The organism is Roseomonas sp. USHLN139, assembly GCF_037145735.1.
Taxonomy (GTDB): Bacteria; Pseudomonadota; Alphaproteobacteria; order Acetobacterales; family Acetobacteraceae; genus Pseudoroseomonas.
The window spans coordinates 20,789-36,563 of record NZ_JBBCWY010000003.1; the positions used below are offsets into that span (position 1 = coordinate 20,789).

Here is a 15,775-nt window from a genome sequence, read left to right on the forward strand (position 1 = left end):
ACCCGCTGCGACAAGCCCCGTCGGCTCAGCGGCGGCGACGGCCGTTCCGGCGCTTCGGCGTGGGCTTGGGCTTTTTTCCGGCCTTCCTCTCCCGCTTCGTCTCCCGCTCCGTCTCTGGCGGCGCCAGACGCAGCGGCTTGGCCTCCGGAATGCCCTCGGGCCCGGCATAGCGCTGCAGCGTGGCGCCGGCTGCCAGATGCGGATAGGCCTCAGACCCGGCCGGCCAGGTTCTGGCGAAGGAGGCGACCTCCGCCTGGTCATGCCGGCGGATCCCCTCGACCATGAAGCTCGCCGCCTGAGCCGGCCGCAGCCGGTGCTGGCGCAGCAGATGCTGGTGCCATTCCCGGGCGCGCAGCGGGCACCAATCCACCAGGGATTCCTGCAGCGCCCGCCGCACCTCGAAGGGCAGTTCCTCATAGGCGCGATAGGCATCGCCCTTCAGCGTGCTGTAGGGCCTGGTGGCCATGCTGTTGTCCATGGCCGCCTTCTAGCCAGGGCAGCGCCGGCGCGAAACAGGCGCGCCATCCGCCCGGCGCTCGGCACCCATGCGGCGCCGGCTCCTCCTCGGCCACGGCCCAGGCAGGCCGGGAGACGATCCGGCCGGCAACGCGCTGCTCTGCGGCATCGGCTTCACCATGAGCCTGTTCATCACCCTGCTGGCCTTCCCGGCCGACCCGCTGCTGCAGGCCGAGGCAACGATTGGCCTCCGGGGCGGCTCGCGGGTCGCGGGGCTGCCGGGCGACCTGGTGCGGCGGATCGCGCCGCAGGACTGGCCCTGCAGGCCTTCTCGCGGGCATGAAAAAAGGGGCGCCCGCCGGAAAGGGGGCGCCCCTCTGGTCCAGCGACCGCCTTCAGCCCAGCAGCAGCGAGGGCATGATGCTGACGATGCCGGGGAAGACCACCAGCAGGAACACGAACAGCATCATGATCAGCAGATAGGGCAGGGTGACGCGGGCGATGGTGCTCAGCGGCTCCCTGGTCAGCCCCTGGATGACGAAGAGGTTGAAGCCGACCGGCGGCGTGATCTGCGCCATCTCGACCGCGATCACCAGGTAGATGCCGAACCACAGCTTGTCGAAGCCGGCCGCCAGCACCAGCGGCAGCACCACCGGCAGGGTCATGACGATCATCGAGAAGCCGTCGAGGAAGCAGCCCAGCACCAAATAGAGCAGGGTCAGCGCCACGATCAGCATCAGCGGCGACAGGCCCCAGCCGCCGACGATCTCGGCCACCTGGCGCGGCACGCCCAGGATGGCGGCGACATTGCCCAGGATCGAGGCGCCCAGCACGATGATGCCGATCATGCCGCAGGTCTGCGCGGCGCCGAGGCCGATCGAGCGCAGCACCGGCCAGCTCAGCTCGCCCTGCATCCCGCTGACCAGCACGGCGCCGAGCACGCCGACCGCCGCTGCCTCGGAAGGCGTCGCGATGCCGGCATACATCGAGCCCAGTACGCAGACGATCAGGAACAGCGTCGGCGCCAGCTCGCGCAGGGCGGCGAAGCGCTGGCCCCAGCTGAGGCCGCGCTCCTCGGCGGTGGGCGCCGGCACCAGAGTCGGGTCCATCCGGCTGTGGATCATCACCCAGCCCATGAAGCAGGCCGCCAGCAGCAGGCCGGGCAGGAAGCCGGCGGTGAACAGCCGCAGCACCGATTCATCGGCCAGCACGCCATAGATGATCATCACGCTCGACGGCGGGATCAGGAAGCCCAGCGTGCCGGCGCCGGCCAGGCTGCCGATGGCGATGCGCTTGTCATAGCCGCGCTTGTTCAGCTCATCGAGCGCGATGCGCCCGACCACCTGGGTGGTCGCGGCCGACGATCCGGAGATGGCGGCGAAGATGGTGCAGCCGATGACGTTGACATGCACCAGCCGCCCCGGCAGCAGCGCGGCCCAGGGCGAGAGCCCGTTGAACAGCGAGCGCGACAGCCGGGTGCGGAACAGGAACTCGCCCATCAGGATGAAGAGCGGCAGCGCCACCAGCTCCGGCGTGGTCAGGATGTTGAAGGTGTATTGCGCCAGCAGCCGGTCGACGGGCAGGGTGCGGAAGCTCCAGAGCAGCACCAGCGAGGTCGCGATCAGCGCGACGCCGACCCAGACGCCCACGGCCAGCAGGCCGAACAGCGCGCCGAACAGCGCGCCCATCACCGCGGTCATTCGGTCACGCTCCCGGCCTTCAGGCTTTCATCCTCGGTCGCCTCGCCCAGCAGCAGGCGCAGCAGCCGCACCAGCATCTGCATCGCCAGCAGCAGCGCCCCCAGCGCCAGCGCGGCGTCGGGGATCCAGAGCGGCGTCAGGCTGCCGCTCGACAGCTGCCCGTTGCGGAAGGCGCGCAGCGTGAAGTTGAACAGCGACCAGGCCATGAAGCCGGTGACGAACAGCCCGATCAGCGTCGAGAGCATCTCCAGCACGAAGGTCGGACCGCGCCCGGCGCGCGCCAGCAGGATCGCGACCCGCACATGCGAGCCGGCGCGCAGCCCGGCGGCAGCGCCGAACATGAAGACGGCGCCCATCAGATAGGCGCTGTACTCCCAGGCGATCTCGATCTCGCCGCTCCATTCCGGGTTGATCTTGCCCAGGAGGCCGCGGCCGATGCCGGCCAGGATCAGCACCAGCAGCGCCACCAGGCAGAGCATGGCGAAGACGCCGCTGGCCGCGGCGATCCGGTCCGACACCTGCAGCAGCCCTTGCCCCCGCCCGACCGGGCGGGAGGGGGCGTGCAATTTGCCGGAAGCGCTCACGCGCGCCCCACGTCGCGCAGATAGGCCTCGATGATCGGCTTCGAGGCAGGGACGCGCTTGATGAAGTCGTCCTTCATGGCGGCGGTGCGCTTGCGCATCTCGGCCAGCAGCGGCGGCTCGACCGACAGCACCTGCATGCCGCCCTCGGTCAGCTTCCTGGCGCTGGTGGTGTCGTCATTGGCAGCGACGTCCCAGAACTGCGGCTGCATCGCCTTGGCCACCGCCTCGATCTTGGCGCGGTTGGCGGCCGAGATCCCGCCCCAGGTATCGAGATTGATGCTGACCAGCTGGCTGGAGAAGGTGTGGTTGGTGCGGTAGGCGACCTTCAGGAATTCCCAGAAGCGGCCGTCGACGCCGGAGGTCGCCGAGGTGCAGACGCCCTCGATGCGGCCCGAGGCGAGCGCCGGCACCACCTCGCCCCAGGGCATCATGGTGCCCGAGGCGCCCAGCATGTTGCACATGTCGGCGGTCGCCTTGTCGGAACTGCGGATGCGCTGGCCGCGCAGCCCCTCGATGCCGGCAATCGGCGCCTTGATGTGCAGGTACTGCGTGGGCCAGGGCACGATGTAGAGGAACTTCTGGTTGTTGGCCCGCGCCACCCGCTCGTATTCCGGCATCAGGTGCTTGTGCAGCACCTTCAGCTCGTCGAAGGAGCCGACCAGGAAGGAGATGCCCTCGATGCCCATCGTGGGCGCATCGCCGATCTGCTGGTTGTTCAGCACGTCGGCCATCGGCACCAGCCCGTCGCGCACCGAGCGCAGCAGCTCCGGCCCCTTGAAGCCCAGCGCGCCGCCGGCCTGGACGTTGATGGTGACGGCACCCTCGGTCGCCTTGGCCACTTCGGCGGCGAATTTGCGGGCATTCTGCGTATGGAAATTGCCGTCCGGCCAGACGGTCGCCAGGTCGAGGGCGGTCGCCGCGCGGGCCTGGCGCAGCACCGCCGGCGCCGCCAGCGCGCCAAGCATCGAGGACATCAGAATACGACGTGTGGTCATCCAAGTCTCTCCTGTGAAGCCTCGGCGCCGGCTGCATCGGCCTGGCGCCGTTGTTGCGGAGGGCAGTCTATCCCTGTTGCGCGAGGCCCGTCATGATGCCTTCGCCACGCGGCCGAAGCGGTGCGGCCCCGGGCGGTGGCGTCGCGCCATCGCTTCGATCGGGGCGGACCAGCAAAGCGCGTGCCATGGCGGCCCTGCGGCCGATGCGGCGCGGCACGGCCGGCGCGACACAGGGGAAGCGGCCGTCCGATCGGATCATGGAAAGCGGCCCTCGGCGCCGCGGGCGATCGCCGCTCCTGGTGCATGGCGGTGGCGCACCGCTCTCGCCTCCGGGCGGCCCGGAACGCGGCGACCGACAGGTCAGCGGCGGGGCGGCATCGGCGACGCGGCCCCCTCGAGGACGGCGCGCCGTCCCTTCCGGCCGCCGCCCGCCGTCTCGTCGCGGATCGCCCGGCTGCGACAGCGGCATCGCGCCGGGGGAGGGCTCAGCCGCCGGCGTATTCCGCGTCGGTGACCGGCTCCAGCCAGTCGACCGCCTTGCCGTCGAGGCGCTCCTGGATGGCGATATGCGCCATGGCGGTGCCCGGGGCGGCGCCGTGCCAGTGCCTTTCCCCCGGCGGGAACCAGACGACGTCGCCGGCATGGATCTCCTCCAGCGGGCCGCCCTCGCGCTGCACGCGGCCGCAGCCGGCGGTGACGATCAGGGTCTGGCCGAGCGGATGGGTGTGCCAGGCGGTGCGGGCGCCCGGCTCGAAGGTGACCAGCGCGCCGGCGCTGCGGGCGGGATCACCGGCCTGGAACAGCGGATCGATACGGACCCGTCCGGTGAACCACGCGGCCGGGCCGATATCCGAGGGCCGGCTGCCGTTGCGAAAGATCTCCATGGCGGGCCTCCTGTTTGCCGGGGCGCAGTCTAGGCGGGGCGGCCGGCGCTTGTTAGCCGTCTTCCCCAGTGCCCCGCCGGACCGGGACGGCCTCGGCCCTGCGCCAGGCCGGCGAGCCAGGGAGGCGGGCCGGGATTCGCTGGCGGGTCGTGGCCGGACCTGCCACAAGCCCCCGGCAAGGCATGGCGGAGCGTCGCCGGCCCGCCAGCCATGAAGAGAGCCGTCGCCCTGCCCGCTGTTCCGCCTGATGCCGCCGAGGCCGCCCGACTGGCTGCGCTGGACGAATGCGCGGTGCTGGACACGCCGCCGGAGCCCGCCTTCGACGGCATCGTGCAGCTCGCGGCGCGGCTCTGCGCCACGCCGATCGCCCTGGTCAGCCTGGTCGCCGAGCAGCGGCAGTGGTTCAAGGCGCGAATCGGCCTGGAGGTCCGCGAGACGCCGATCGGCCAGGCGGTCTGCGCCCATGCGATCCGTGGCGAGGGCGTGCTGGTGATCCCCGATCTGGCGGCCGATCCGCGCACCGCCGACAACCCGCTGGTCACCGGGGCGCGGGGGATGCGCTTCTATGCCGGGGCGCCGCTGCGCAACCGGGCCGGCCAGGCGCTGGGCACGCTCTGCGTCATCGACCTGGTGCCGCGGCCCGGCGGCCTGACCGCCGACCAGGAATTCGCCCTCCAGGCGCTGGCGGGGCAGGTGATGGCGCTGCTGGAACTGCGCGGCGCGGCGCAGGATCGCGGCCGCCTCGCCGTCGCCGCCAGCCGCGCCAAGGCCGCCGCCAGCCAGCGCGCGGCGCGCAGCGAGGCCGAGCGCCGCCTGGCGCTGGAGGCGGAGACCCGGGCCCGCATCGCCCAGGAGGCGGGCGGCATCGGCACCTTCGAGATGGCGGTGGGCAGCGGCCGGATGCAGGTCTCGGCCGAGTTCTGCCGGCTGTTCGGCCTGGCCGAGCGGCCCGGCTACGACGCCGCCGTGCTGGAGCAGCTGGTGCTGCCGGCCGACCGGGCCCGCCGCTCCAGCGCGGCCAGCCGCAGCGATGGCTCGGCCGAGGGCGATGTCGAATACCGCATCCACCGGGCCGATGACGGGGCCTTGCGCTGGCTGAGCCGCCGCGCCGTCTTCCAGCGCGACGAGGCCGGCCGGGTGGTCGCCATGTTCGGCACGGTGCACGACATCACCGAGCGCAAGCTGGACCAGATCCGCCTGGCGGCGACGGTGGCGCTGGGCGACGCGCTGCGCGACGCCGGCACCGCCGCCGAGGTGGCGCAGGCGGCCACGACGACGCTGGGCGAGGCGCTGGGCGCGCTGCGCGCCGGCTATGCCGAGTTCGACCTGCGCGCCGGCACCGCGCTGCTGCAGCAGGACTGGGTGGCCCCCGAGGCGGCCGGGACGGCGAGCCTGGCCGGGCGCCGCTCGATCGCCGGCTTTCCCGGGCTGGTGGCGCAGCTCTCCGCCGGCCAGGTCGCGGTCATGGCCGACCGCGAGGCCAGCGCGATTCCCGCCGCCGACCGGGCGGGCTTCGCCGCCATCGGCGTGAGCGCCCAGGTCACCGTGCCGCTGCGGCAGCGCGGCGAGCTGACGGCGGCGCTCTTCGTGCAGGACGGCCAGCCGCGGCGCTGGTCGCAGGGCGAGATCGACTTCGCCCGCGGCGTCGCCGACCGCTGCCACGCCGCCCTCGAACGGCTGCGCGGCGAGGCGGTGCAGGCGGTGCTGAACCAGGAGCTGAGCCACCGGCTGAAGAACAGCCTGGCGATGGTGCAGGCGATCGCGGCGCAGACGCTGCGGGGCGTGACGCCGCGCGCGCCGGTCGAGGCGCTGGAGAGCCGCATCCAGGCGCTGGGCGCGGCGCATGCCGTGCTGCTGCAGGAGCAGTGGCGGGCGGCGTCGCTCGACGCCGTGGCCGAGCAGGTGGCCGGGCTGATCGGCCAGCGCGACCGGCTGTGCATCCAGGGTCCGGCCGTGTCGCTGGGGCCGCGCTGCGCCCAGGGCGTGTCGCTGCTGCTGCACGAGCTCGGCACCAATGCGCTGAAATATGGCGCGCTCTCGCGGGATGAGGGGCGGGTCGCCTTGCGCTGGACGGTGCGCGGCGCGGGCGCGGCGGCCGAGCTGGTGGTCACCTGGCAGGAAAGCGGCGGGCCACCGGTGACGCCGCCGGCCCAGCGCGGCTTCGGCTCGATGCTGATCGGCCGCGGCCTGGTCGGCGAGGGCGGCACCCGGCTCGATTTCCTGCCCGGCGGCCTGCAGGTCGAGCTGGTGGCGCCGCTGGACGAGGTGCAGGCGATCTAGCCTGGCTTGTCCGGCGGGCGCTGCATCCCGCCGCGCCCCCGTCTGCTTCAGCCGGCGCGGATCTGCTGGACGAAGGCGGCGACCTCGTGGCGCAGGTTGGCGGCCTGGCGCTCCTGGTTCTCGGCGACGCGCAGCGCCTGGGCGGCGGCCTCGCCGGTCTGCTGCACCCCCTCGCCGACGCGGGAGATGTTCTCGGTGACCTGGCGGGTGCCGGCCGCGGTCTCCTGCACGCTGCGCGAGATCTCCCGCGTCGCCGCGCCCTGCTGCTCGACCGCGGCGGCGATGGCGGTGGCGACCTTGTTCAGCTCGTTGATGGCCGCGGTGATGCCGCCGATCGCCTCGACCACGTCGCGGGTGGCGGCCTGCATCTCGTTGACCTGCTGGCCGATCACCTCGGTCGCCGAGCGGGTCTGGCCGGCCAGCGACTTCACCTCGGAAGCCACGACGGCGAAGCCCTTGCCCGCCTCGCCGGCGCGGGCCGCCTCGATCGTGGCATTGAGCGCCAGGAGATTGGTCTGGGCGGCGACGGTGTCGATCAGCCCGACCACCTCGCCGATCTTCTGCGCGCCGGTCGCCAGGGCGCGGACGAAGCCGTCGGTGCGGTGGGTGGTCTCCACCGCCTGCTGCGTCATGGCCGAGGAATGCGCGACCTGGCGCGAGATCTCGTCGACCGAGCTCGACAGCTGCTCGGCCGCGGCGGCGACGGTGTTGACGCCGCCGGCGGCGTCGCGCGCTGCATTGGCGACCAGGCCGGCCTGCTGCGCCGCCTGGCGGGCGGTGCTGCTCATGGTTTCGGCGGCGCCCTTCAGCGCAGCGGCCTGGCTGGCCACCTCGCCGACCAGGGGGCCGACGCGGCTCTCGAAGGATTCCGACAGGCCGCCGATCTTGCGGTCGAAGGTGGCCTTGTTCTCCTCGAGATAGATGGAGATGGCCAGGTCCATGTCCAGCATCGCCGCCTGGTTCAGCGCGCGCAGCAGCGCCGCCGTCTTGGCCTGGGCGGCGGCGGGGTTCAGGCGGCTGGCATGGGTGCGGCAGGCCGCGGCATAGAGCTGGTTCAGGATGAAGGCATAGCCGCCGATGTAGAAGCGCGGCTCCAGCCCGATGCGGCTGTGCATCAGGCCGATGCGGCGGACGCTCTCGGTGTAGCCGGCGTCGAAGCGGCCGGAGAAGAGCTTGGTCCAGTGATCGGCCTGCGCCTTCTCGGCGCGGGCGGTGGAGGCCGGCCCGTCGAACATCCGCGTCAGCTCCGGCCAGCTCGCCAGATGCGCGTAGAAGCCCTTCAGGATCGCCGGCAGTTCGCGCTGGATGACCGGCATGAACTCGGCCAGAGCGCTGCGGGTGGCGCCGTCGATGCCCAGGAAGCGCAGGCGATCGCTGATGTCATGATGAGGGGCCACGGGCTTTGCCTTTTTTGGCGGAGGACGATCGGGCGGGACGGGGACGGAGCAAATCGTCCCCATGAAAGCAAAAATTCGTGAACGTCGCGTTACCCGCTCCGGCTCCGCTGCCAGTCTCCGCCGCCAGTCTCCGCCGCCCCTGGCCCTGGGGCGGCACCCGTCTCGACGGGCAGGCGCAAAGTTTAAGTAAGTATTACGGCATATAGCTGCCGCCGTTGATGTGATAGACCTGCCCGGTGATCCAGCCGGCCGCGGCCGAGGCCAGGTAGACCGCCATGGCCGCGATCTCCTCCGGCCGGCCCATGCGGCCGAGCGGCAGGGCGCGCGCCATCTCCGCCAGCTCGCCCTCGTCATTGCCGAAGCGCGGCTGCGCGGTGTCGGTCAGGCCGGGGGCGATGGCATTGACCCGGATGTTGTGCGGCGCCAGCGCCAGCGCCATGGCGCGGGTCAGGCCGACCAGCCCGGCCTTGCTCGACGAATAATGCGCGCCCAGCGGATTGCCGCGCACCGCGCCCGAGGAGAGGTTGATGATGCAGCCCGGCAGCCCGGCCTCGATCATCGCCCGCGCCGCCGCCTGGCCGCAGAAGGCGCTGCCCTTCAGGTTGACGTCCAGCACCGCGTCCCACTGCGCCTCCTCCATCTCCAGGAAGGGCACGCGCGGGAAGATGCCGGCATTGTTGACCAGCACCTCGGGCACGCCGAGCGCCTCGCTCGCCTGCCGCACCAGGGCGCGGGCGGTGGCCACCTCGCGCACGTCGCCGGGCAGCGCCACGGCGCGGCGGCCGCGGGCGCGGATCTCGGCGCAGACCGCCTCGGCGGCCGCGGCATCGTCGAGGTAGTTCACCGCGACATCCGCGCCGGTCGCGGCGAAGGCCAGCGCCATCGCCCGGCCGATGCCCTGCTGCGCCCCTGTCACCAGCACTGTGCCCATTCTTCCCTGCCTCCTGCTGCGCGACGCCACCTGCTGCGCCAGGCCGCAGTCTCGGCGGCGGCGGCGGCGGCGTCCAGGGCAGGGGAGGCGGGTATCAGCGGCGATTATACCCCGCGGCCATCTTCGAATTGGCCCGCCGCGGCACGGCGCGGCCATGCTGCCGGCCAGGGATCCGGGGATTGCCGCAATGAACCTCCTGGCCGGCGTGCGCGTCGTCAGCTTCAACCATTTCCTGGCGGGACCGGCGGCGGCGCAGGTGCTGGCCGATCTCGGCGCCGACGTCATCGCGCTCGAGCCAATCGAGGGCGCCTTCCACCGCAACTGGGCGGTGGCCGGGCATTTCGTCGGCGGGCAGAGCGTCAACTTCCTGACCACCGGCCGCAACAAGCGCAGCCTCTCGGTCGATCTCAAGCACCCCGAGGGCCGCGCGGCGGTGGCGAAGCTGATCGCCTCGGCCGATGTGGTGATGGAGAATTTCCGCCCCGGCACCATGGAGAAGCTCGGCTTCGGCGCCGCCGAACTGCGCGAGCGGCATCCTCGGCTGATCTATGCCGCGGCGACCGGCTTCGGGGCCAGCGGCCCCTATCGCGACCGGCCGGGGCAGGACCTGCTGCTGCAGGCGATGTCGGGCCTGGCCGCGCGCAGCGGCCGCGCCGACGGCCCGCCGACGCCGGCCGGCGCCGTGGTGGTCGACCAGCATGCCGCGGTGATCTACGCCATGGCAGTGCTGGCCGCGCTCTTCGCCCGCGAGCGGACGGGGCAGGGCCGGCTGGTCGAGGTCAATCTGTTCCAGGCGGCGCTCGACCTGCAGACCGAGGCGCTGACCGCCTGGATGAACGGCGCCCGCGCCGCCACGCCGCGCGCGCCGGGCGGCCTCGCCGCCTGGTTCAGCGCCGGGCCCTACGGGATCTATCCGACCGCCGACGGGCATCTGGCGCTGTCGATGTCGCCGCCCGGCGTGGTCGGCCAGGCGATCGGCTGCGCGGAGCTGGCCGCCATCCCGGAGGCCGAGGCGCTGGCCCGGCGCGAGGAGATCGCTGCCCTGGTCACGCGGACCCTGGCCACGGCGCCCACCGCCGCCTGGCTGCCGGCGCTGGAGGCAGCGCGGATCTGGCACGCGCCGGTGCAGGATTACGACGACCTGCCCGACGACCCGCAGCTGCAGCATCTGGGCGCCTTCGCCACCCTCGACGGCGCCGCCGGCGCGCCGGTGACGCTGGTGGCGCATCCGGCCCGCTATGACGGCGAGGTGCCGAAGGTGCGGCTGGTGCCGCAGCCGCTCGGCGCGCAGACCGCCGAGATCCTGGGCGAGCTCGGCTACGACGCCGGCGCCATCGCCGCCCTGGCCGCCTCCGGCGCCATCCGCACCGCCGGCTGAGGAGCAGGATCATGGATTTCACCACGCCCGAGCACATGCAGGACCTGGTCGCCACGGTGCGCCGCTTCGTGACGCAGGAGGTGCAGCCGCTGGAGGCCGAGGTCGAGGCCGCCGGCAGCGTGCCGCTGGACAGGCTTTCTGTCCTCAAGGCAAAGGCGAGATCGCTCGGCCTCTACGCGATGAACATGCCGGAGGAGGTGGGCGGCGGCGGCCTCTCGACGCTGGAGATGTGCCTGGTCGAGGAGGAGCTGGGAAAGACCTCGGACGCGCTGATCCGCCGCGTCTTCGGCCAGGTCTATCCGATGCTGCTGGCCTGCCAGGGCGCGCAGCGCGAGCGCTACCTGCTGCCCACCGTCGCCGGCGAGAAGATCTGCGCCATGGCGATCACCGAGCCGGGCGCCGGCTCGGATGCCGCCTCGATCGCCACCACCGCGCGGCTGGAGGGCGATGAATGGGTGCTGGATGGCACCAAGCACTATATCAGCGATGGCGACATCGCCGACTACACCATCGTCATGGCGCTGACCGACCGCGAGAAGCGGGCGCGCGGCGGCATCACCCTGTTCCTGGTCGACCGCGACACGCCGGGCTTCAGCATGACCCGCAAGCAGCCGATGATGGGCCATCGCGGCTATGGCCATGCCGAGCTGGCCTTCCAGGGCTGCCGCATCCCGCGCGATGCCGTGCTCGGCGAGGTCGGCGGCGGCTTCCGGCTGATCATGGGCACCGTCGCTGGCATCCGCCTGGCCCATATCGGCGCCCGCTGCACCGGCATGGCCAGCCGGGTCCTCGAGCTGATGCGCCATCAGGCAACCGAGAGAAAGCAGTTCGGCCAGCCGATCGGCGAGTTCCAGATGGTGCAGCAGATGCTGGCCGACAGCGCCGCCGAGATCTTCGCCACCCGGATGATGGTGCTGAACACCGCCTGGGAGCTCGATCAGGGGCGCGACCCGCGCGACAAGGTCTCGATGGTCAAGGTCTATGCCTCGGAGATGCTGGGGCGGGTGGCCGATCGCGCCATCCAGCTGTTCGGCGGCGCCGGCTATTCGAAGGACCTGCCGCTCGAGCGCATCTACCGCGATGCCCGCGTCACGCGGATCTATGACGGAACCTCGGAGATCCATCGCATGCTGATCGCCCGCGGCGTGATGAAGCACGGGCTGTCGCTGTGAGCGCGACCGTCCCCCCGGCGCTGCAGCCCGGCGCCCGCCTCGCCTTCCGCAAGACCCTGACCGTCGCCGAGCAGGCGATGTTCACCGGCATCTCCGGCAATCTGGCGCCGCTGCATGTCGATGCGGCGCGCGCCCGCGCCGCCGGCGCCCCCGACATGCTGGCCTTCGAGCTGGTGGTGGGCGCCCTGGTCACCACCTGCCTGAACCGGCTGGCCGGTCCCGGCCACCGCATCGCCGCGCTCTCCCTCGACTTCGCCGCCGCCGTGCCGGTCGGCGCCAGCATCGAGGCCAGCGCCGAATTCCTGGGCGAGGCGGATGGCGCGCTGGCTTTCCGCGTGGCCGCCAGCCAGGACGGCGCCGGCGCGGTGATGCAGGGCAGCGCCACGCTGGTCCCGGTCGCCTTCTGATGTACGACGCGAAACCCTTCGACAGCCTGGCCGTCGGCGACCGGGTCAGCCTGGCCAAGACGGTGACCGAGGCCGATGGCGCGCTCTACATCGCCGCCACCGGCGATTTCGGCCCGGTGCATATCGACGAGGGCTATGCCGCCGGCACCCGCTTCGGCCGCCGCCTGGCGCCCGGCATCATGGTGGCCGGGCTCTGCACCAGCGTGCTGACCGCCGAGCTGGCCGGCACGCTGGGCATCTCGATCGAGGACCGCTTCTGGTTCACCGGCCCGGTCTTCTACGGCGACACCCTGACCATCGAGGTCTGGATCGCCGAGCGCGACCCGGCCACCCGCACCCTGGTCTGGGAGGCCAGCGCCCGCAACGAGGCGGGGCTCGAGGTGCTGAAGGCCCGCGCCACGCTGAAATACCCGCGTCCCAGGCCAGGGGTGGCCGCCGCATGAGCGTCGACGGGATCTACGCCTCGATCATCTGCCCGATGACGCCGGACGGCGCCATCGACCCGGCGGCACTGCGCGACCATGCCGCGGCCGTGCTGGCCTGCCCGGGGATCCACGGCCTGCTGGTCAACGGCCATGCCGGCGAGAATTTCCTTCTCACCCCCGACGAGATGGCCCTCGTGCTGCGGGAGACGCGGGCGGTGGCCGGGGCCAGCCCGATCGTCGCCGGGGTGGTCGCCGACTCCTCTGCCGCCGCCGCCGCCCAGGCGCGCCAGGCCGAGGCGCTGGGCGCCGACGCGATCATGATCTTCGCGCCGTTTTCCTGGGCAATCGGCGTCGATCCGCGCCTGGTGATCGCGCATCACCGTGCCATCCACGACGCGACCGGCCTGCCGGTCTTCCTGTTCCAGGGGTCGCACCGCTCGGGCGGGCTGCATTTCCCGGCCGATCTGCTGCGCGCGCTGCTGGAACTGCCGCGGGTCGCCGGCATCAAGGAGGGCAGCTGGGAGACCGCCGCCTATGACCGCACCCGCCGCATCGCCGCCGCGGCGCGGCCCGATGTCGCGGTCATGGCCTCGGGCGACGAGCATCTCTTCCCCTGCTTCGCCATCGGCAGCCGCGGCAGCCTGGTCAGCCTGGCGGCGGTGACGCCGGAGCTGGTGGTCGCCCTCGACCGCGCCGTGCGCGCCGGCGACCTGGCCGCGGCCCGCGCCCTGCACGCGCGCATCACCCCGCTGGCCGAGGCGATCTACGGCGCCGCCCCGCCCGGCCTGGCGACGCCGCGGCTGAAGGCCTGTCTGCAGCTGCTCGGCCGGCTGGACAGCGCCACCTGCCGCGCGCCGCTGCCGGCGCTCGACGCCGCCGAGATCGCGGCGCTGCGGCGCGCGATGACCGAGGCCGGGGTGCTGCCGTGAGCGGGCCCTGGCTGCACATCGTCCGCGTCGATGTCGACCCGGCGCAGGAGGCGGAGTTCAACCGCTGGTACGAGGCGGAGCATATCCCGGCGCTGCTGGCCTGCCCCGGCTGGCTCTCCGCCCGGCGCTTCACCGTCGAGGATGGCGGCCCGCGCCATGCCGCCGTCTATGAGATCGCCGGCCCCTGGGTCTACGACACCCCCGAATTCCAGGCGGCCAAGGGCTTCTTCCACCTGACGCCACATGTGCGGAACTTCATGCGGCAGGTGCTGGCGCCGCTGCCTTCTGGCGTGGATCCTGCTTGACCCAAAGGGCGCGCCGGGGACGGCGCGCCGGCAGGGGAGGCGGCGATGCTCAATCTGCGACAGCTCGAGGTGCTGCGGGCGGTGATGCGGCTGCGCACCACGGTCGGCGCCGCCGCCGAGATCGGCATGTCGCAGCCGGCGGTCAGCAACGCCATCAAGAACATGGAGCAGCAGCTCGGCTTCCCGCTGTTCCACCGGCTGAACAACCGGCTGGTGCCGACCGAGGAGGCGACAAGCCTCTATCTCGATTCCGAGCCGCTGTTCCTGATGTTCCAGGGCATCCGCCAGAAGGCCGGCGACCTGCGCGCCAGCCGCAGCGGCCGGCTGCGCGTCACCGCCACCTCGGAACTGTCGGATTCGCTGGTGCCGCGGCTCTTCGCCCGCCTGGCACCTCGGCATCCGCAGGTGGCGCTGTCGATCGAGACCCGCTCGATGACCGAGATGCTGGATGCGCTGGAGGCCGGCATCACCCATCTCGGCCTGGTGATGGAGCCCGATCCGCGCCCCGGCATCGATGCCCGCCCGCTGCTGCAGCTGGAGATGGTCTGCGCCTGCCCGGCCGACAGCCCGCTGGCCGCGCTGCCCTTCGTCACGCCGCAGGACCTGCAGGCCAGCCCGCTGATCGCCGCCCCCGCCGGCACCCGCATCCAGGCGCTGGTGGCCGAGGCCTTCCGCCGCGCCGCACAGCCCTTCGCCCCGGCGATCGAGACGCGCTTCATGAATGTCGGGCTGCGCCTGGTCGAGCAGGGGCTGGGCGCCAGCATCGCCGATCCGCTGACCGCCGCCGCCGCCGATCCGCGCCGCATCGCCATCCGGCCGTTCCGTCCCGGCGTGCCGGTCACCCTCTATGCCGTGCTGGCGCTGCGCGAGGCGCTGCCAGAGGCCTATTCGCTGGAGGCATAGCGAGGCCCCGACTTCTGATAGAGCCGATGCTTGGGGTCGGCAAAGTTTCAGTCCTAGGCTGACATCTTGCGAAGCCGTGGCGGCCAGCACCTGGCCGCGCCAACCACCGGAGCTCCGATGCCGATATCCCGCATCCGCCTTAAGCTGGCGCTGGCCGCGGCGCTGCTGCTCGCGCCCGGCCTCGCCGTCGCGCAGGGCTGCACCCCCGTCGCCGCGGTGAAGCCCGAGGCGCTGGTCACGCCCGGCAAGCTGCAGCTCTCCATCAACCCGACCCTGCCGCCGCAGCAATTCGTCGACAGCAAGGGCGAGCTGCAGGGGCTGAATGTCGAGCTCGGCCGCGCCATCGCCGCCAAGCTCTGCCTCGAGATGAGCTTCGTGCGGATGGACTTCCCGCCGATGATCCCGGCGCTGCAGGCCGGGCGCTTCGACGGCATCCACACCGGCATGTTCTGGACCGAGGAGCGCGCCAAGCTCTTCGCGCTCGTCCCCTATTCGCTGCAGGCGATCAGCATCGCCGTGCCGGCCAATGGCAGCCTGCAGATGAGCGCGCCCGACGACCTGGCCGGCAAGGCGGTGGTGATCGAGGTCAATACCTACCAGGAGCGCTGGCTGCGCGCGCTGAGCGACGACCTGGTCAAGCGCGGCAAGCCCGCCGTCACCATCCGCGGCTTCACCACGGCGACCGAGGCGATGACCGCGCTGCGCGCCGGCCAGGGCGATGCCGCCGCGCTGCTGGACTACATGGCCGTCGACACCGCGCGCCGCGGCATGACCCGCACCGCGCTGGAGCGGCTGGGCGGCGCGCCGAGCGCCATGGCCTTCCGCGACCGCAGCGTCGCCGAGGCGGTGGCCAAGGCGCTGACCGCGCTGCGCGAGGATGGCACCTATGCCAAGCTGTTCGAGCGCTTCGGCCTGACGCCGCTGCCGGCGGACCAGGTCTTTGGCATTCGCGGACCGAGCGCTTCGTAAGGGAAGACCATGCCCACGTGCGGAGGGGGCGAAGCGGCCCGGCTGCAGTGCGACCTGCAC

Annotated in this window: 16 protein-coding genes and 1 pseudogene; 10 read left to right on the top strand and 7 right to left on the bottom strand. The window is 72.4% G+C overall.

The window, feature by feature from the left end; genetic code table 11:
* Positions 1–25: 25 nt before the first annotated feature.
* Positions 26–478, bottom strand: a complete 453-nt coding sequence (locus WFI16_RS10545; RefSeq protein WP_419897798.1) for a hypothetical protein — start codon at positions 476–478, stop codon at positions 26–28.
* Positions 479–545: 67 nt separating this feature from the next.
* Between WFI16_RS10545 and WFI16_RS10550 the strand changes: the two are divergent.
* Positions 546–728 (top strand): annotated as a pseudogene (locus tag WFI16_RS10550) (Na+/H+ antiporter NhaA); the annotation flags it as partial.
* Positions 729–851: 123 nt separating this feature from the next.
* On the opposite strand, the gene WFI16_RS10555 reads toward WFI16_RS10550, so the two are convergent.
* The 4 genes from WFI16_RS10555 to WFI16_RS10570 form a co-directional block, all read right to left on the bottom strand.
* On the bottom strand, positions 852–2,156 hold the full coding sequence (locus tag WFI16_RS10555) for a TRAP transporter large permease (RefSeq protein WP_419897799.1): 1,305 nt from the start codon (positions 2,154–2,156) through the stop codon (positions 852–854).
* Positions 2,153–2,674, bottom strand: coding sequence for a TRAP transporter small permease subunit (locus WFI16_RS10560; RefSeq protein ID WP_419897800.1), 522 nt, complete (start codon positions 2,672–2,674; stop codon positions 2,153–2,155). The genes WFI16_RS10555 and WFI16_RS10560 overlap by 4 nt, the downstream gene beginning before the upstream one ends.
* 62 nt (positions 2,675–2,736) lie before the next feature.
* Positions 2,737–3,735 (bottom strand): TRAP transporter substrate-binding protein, encoded by a 999-nt coding sequence (locus WFI16_RS10565; RefSeq protein WP_419897801.1) that lies wholly within the window; start codon positions 3,733–3,735, stop codon positions 2,737–2,739.
* A gap of 485 nt (positions 3,736–4,220) precedes the next feature.
* Positions 4,221–4,619: a (R)-mandelonitrile lyase gene (locus tag WFI16_RS10570; RefSeq protein WP_419897802.1), complete on the bottom strand. Its 399-nt coding sequence runs from the start codon at positions 4,617–4,619 to the stop codon at positions 4,221–4,223.
* Between the two features lie 210 nt (positions 4,620–4,829).
* On the opposite strand from WFI16_RS10570, the gene WFI16_RS10575 reads away from it, so the two are divergent.
* Entirely contained in the window at positions 4,830–6,899 is a 2,070-nt protein-coding gene (locus WFI16_RS10575) for a GAF domain-containing protein (RefSeq protein WP_419897803.1), read from the top strand.
* Between the two features lie 47 nt (positions 6,900–6,946).
* Here WFI16_RS10575 and WFI16_RS10580 read toward each other — a convergent pair whose 3' ends face one another.
* Positions 6,947–8,296: a globin-coupled sensor protein gene (locus tag WFI16_RS10580; protein WP_419897804.1), complete on the bottom strand. Its 1,350-nt coding sequence runs from the start codon at positions 8,294–8,296 to the stop codon at positions 6,947–6,949.
* Between the two features lie 193 nt (positions 8,297–8,489).
* On the bottom strand, positions 8,490–9,227 hold the full coding sequence (locus WFI16_RS10585; RefSeq protein WP_419897805.1) for an SDR family NAD(P)-dependent oxidoreductase: 738 nt from the start codon (positions 9,225–9,227) through the stop codon (positions 8,490–8,492).
* A gap of 187 nt (positions 9,228–9,414) precedes the next feature.
* Here WFI16_RS10585 and WFI16_RS10590 point away from each other — a divergent pair, with 187 nt between their 5' ends.
* The 8 genes from WFI16_RS10590 (at position 9,415) to WFI16_RS10625 (ending at position 15,715) form a co-directional block, all read left to right on the top strand.
* Complete coding sequence (locus tag WFI16_RS10590) at positions 9,415–10,605, top strand: CaiB/BaiF CoA transferase family protein (protein ID WP_419897806.1); 1,191 nt, start codon at positions 9,415–9,417, stop codon at positions 10,603–10,605.
* An 11-nt stretch (positions 10,606–10,616) separates the two neighbouring features.
* Complete coding sequence (locus WFI16_RS10595; RefSeq protein ID WP_419897807.1) at positions 10,617–11,777, top strand: acyl-CoA dehydrogenase family protein; 1,161 nt, start codon at positions 10,617–10,619, stop codon at positions 11,775–11,777.
* Complete coding sequence (locus WFI16_RS10600; RefSeq protein WP_419897808.1) at positions 11,774–12,184, top strand: MaoC/PaaZ C-terminal domain-containing protein; 411 nt, start codon at positions 11,774–11,776, stop codon at positions 12,182–12,184. Before WFI16_RS10595 ends, WFI16_RS10600 begins: the two co-directional genes overlap by 4 nt.
* The gene (locus WFI16_RS10605; RefSeq protein ID WP_419897809.1) at positions 12,184–12,627 is read left to right on the top strand and encodes a MaoC/PaaZ C-terminal domain-containing protein; all 444 of its coding nucleotides are present in this window, start codon (positions 12,184–12,186) and stop codon (positions 12,625–12,627) included. The genes WFI16_RS10600 and WFI16_RS10605 overlap by 1 nt, the downstream gene beginning before the upstream one ends.
* Positions 12,624–13,538: a dihydrodipicolinate synthase family protein gene (locus WFI16_RS10610; protein ID WP_419897810.1), complete on the top strand. Its 915-nt coding sequence runs from the start codon at positions 12,624–12,626 to the stop codon at positions 13,536–13,538. The genes WFI16_RS10605 and WFI16_RS10610 overlap by 4 nt, the downstream gene beginning before the upstream one ends.
* Entirely contained in the window at positions 13,535–13,843 is a 309-nt protein-coding gene (locus WFI16_RS10615; RefSeq protein ID WP_419897811.1) for a hypothetical protein, read from the top strand. Before WFI16_RS10610 ends, WFI16_RS10615 begins: the two co-directional genes overlap by 4 nt.
* A 45-nt stretch (positions 13,844–13,888) precedes the next feature.
* On the top strand, positions 13,889–14,746 hold the full coding sequence (locus tag WFI16_RS10620) for a LysR family transcriptional regulator (RefSeq protein WP_419897812.1): 858 nt from the start codon (positions 13,889–13,891) through the stop codon (positions 14,744–14,746).
* A 117-nt stretch (positions 14,747–14,863) separates the two neighbouring features.
* Positions 14,864–15,715, top strand: coding sequence for an ABC transporter substrate-binding protein (locus tag WFI16_RS10625; protein WP_419897813.1), 852 nt, complete (start codon positions 14,864–14,866; stop codon positions 15,713–15,715).
* Positions 15,716–15,775: the final 60 nt, after the last annotated feature.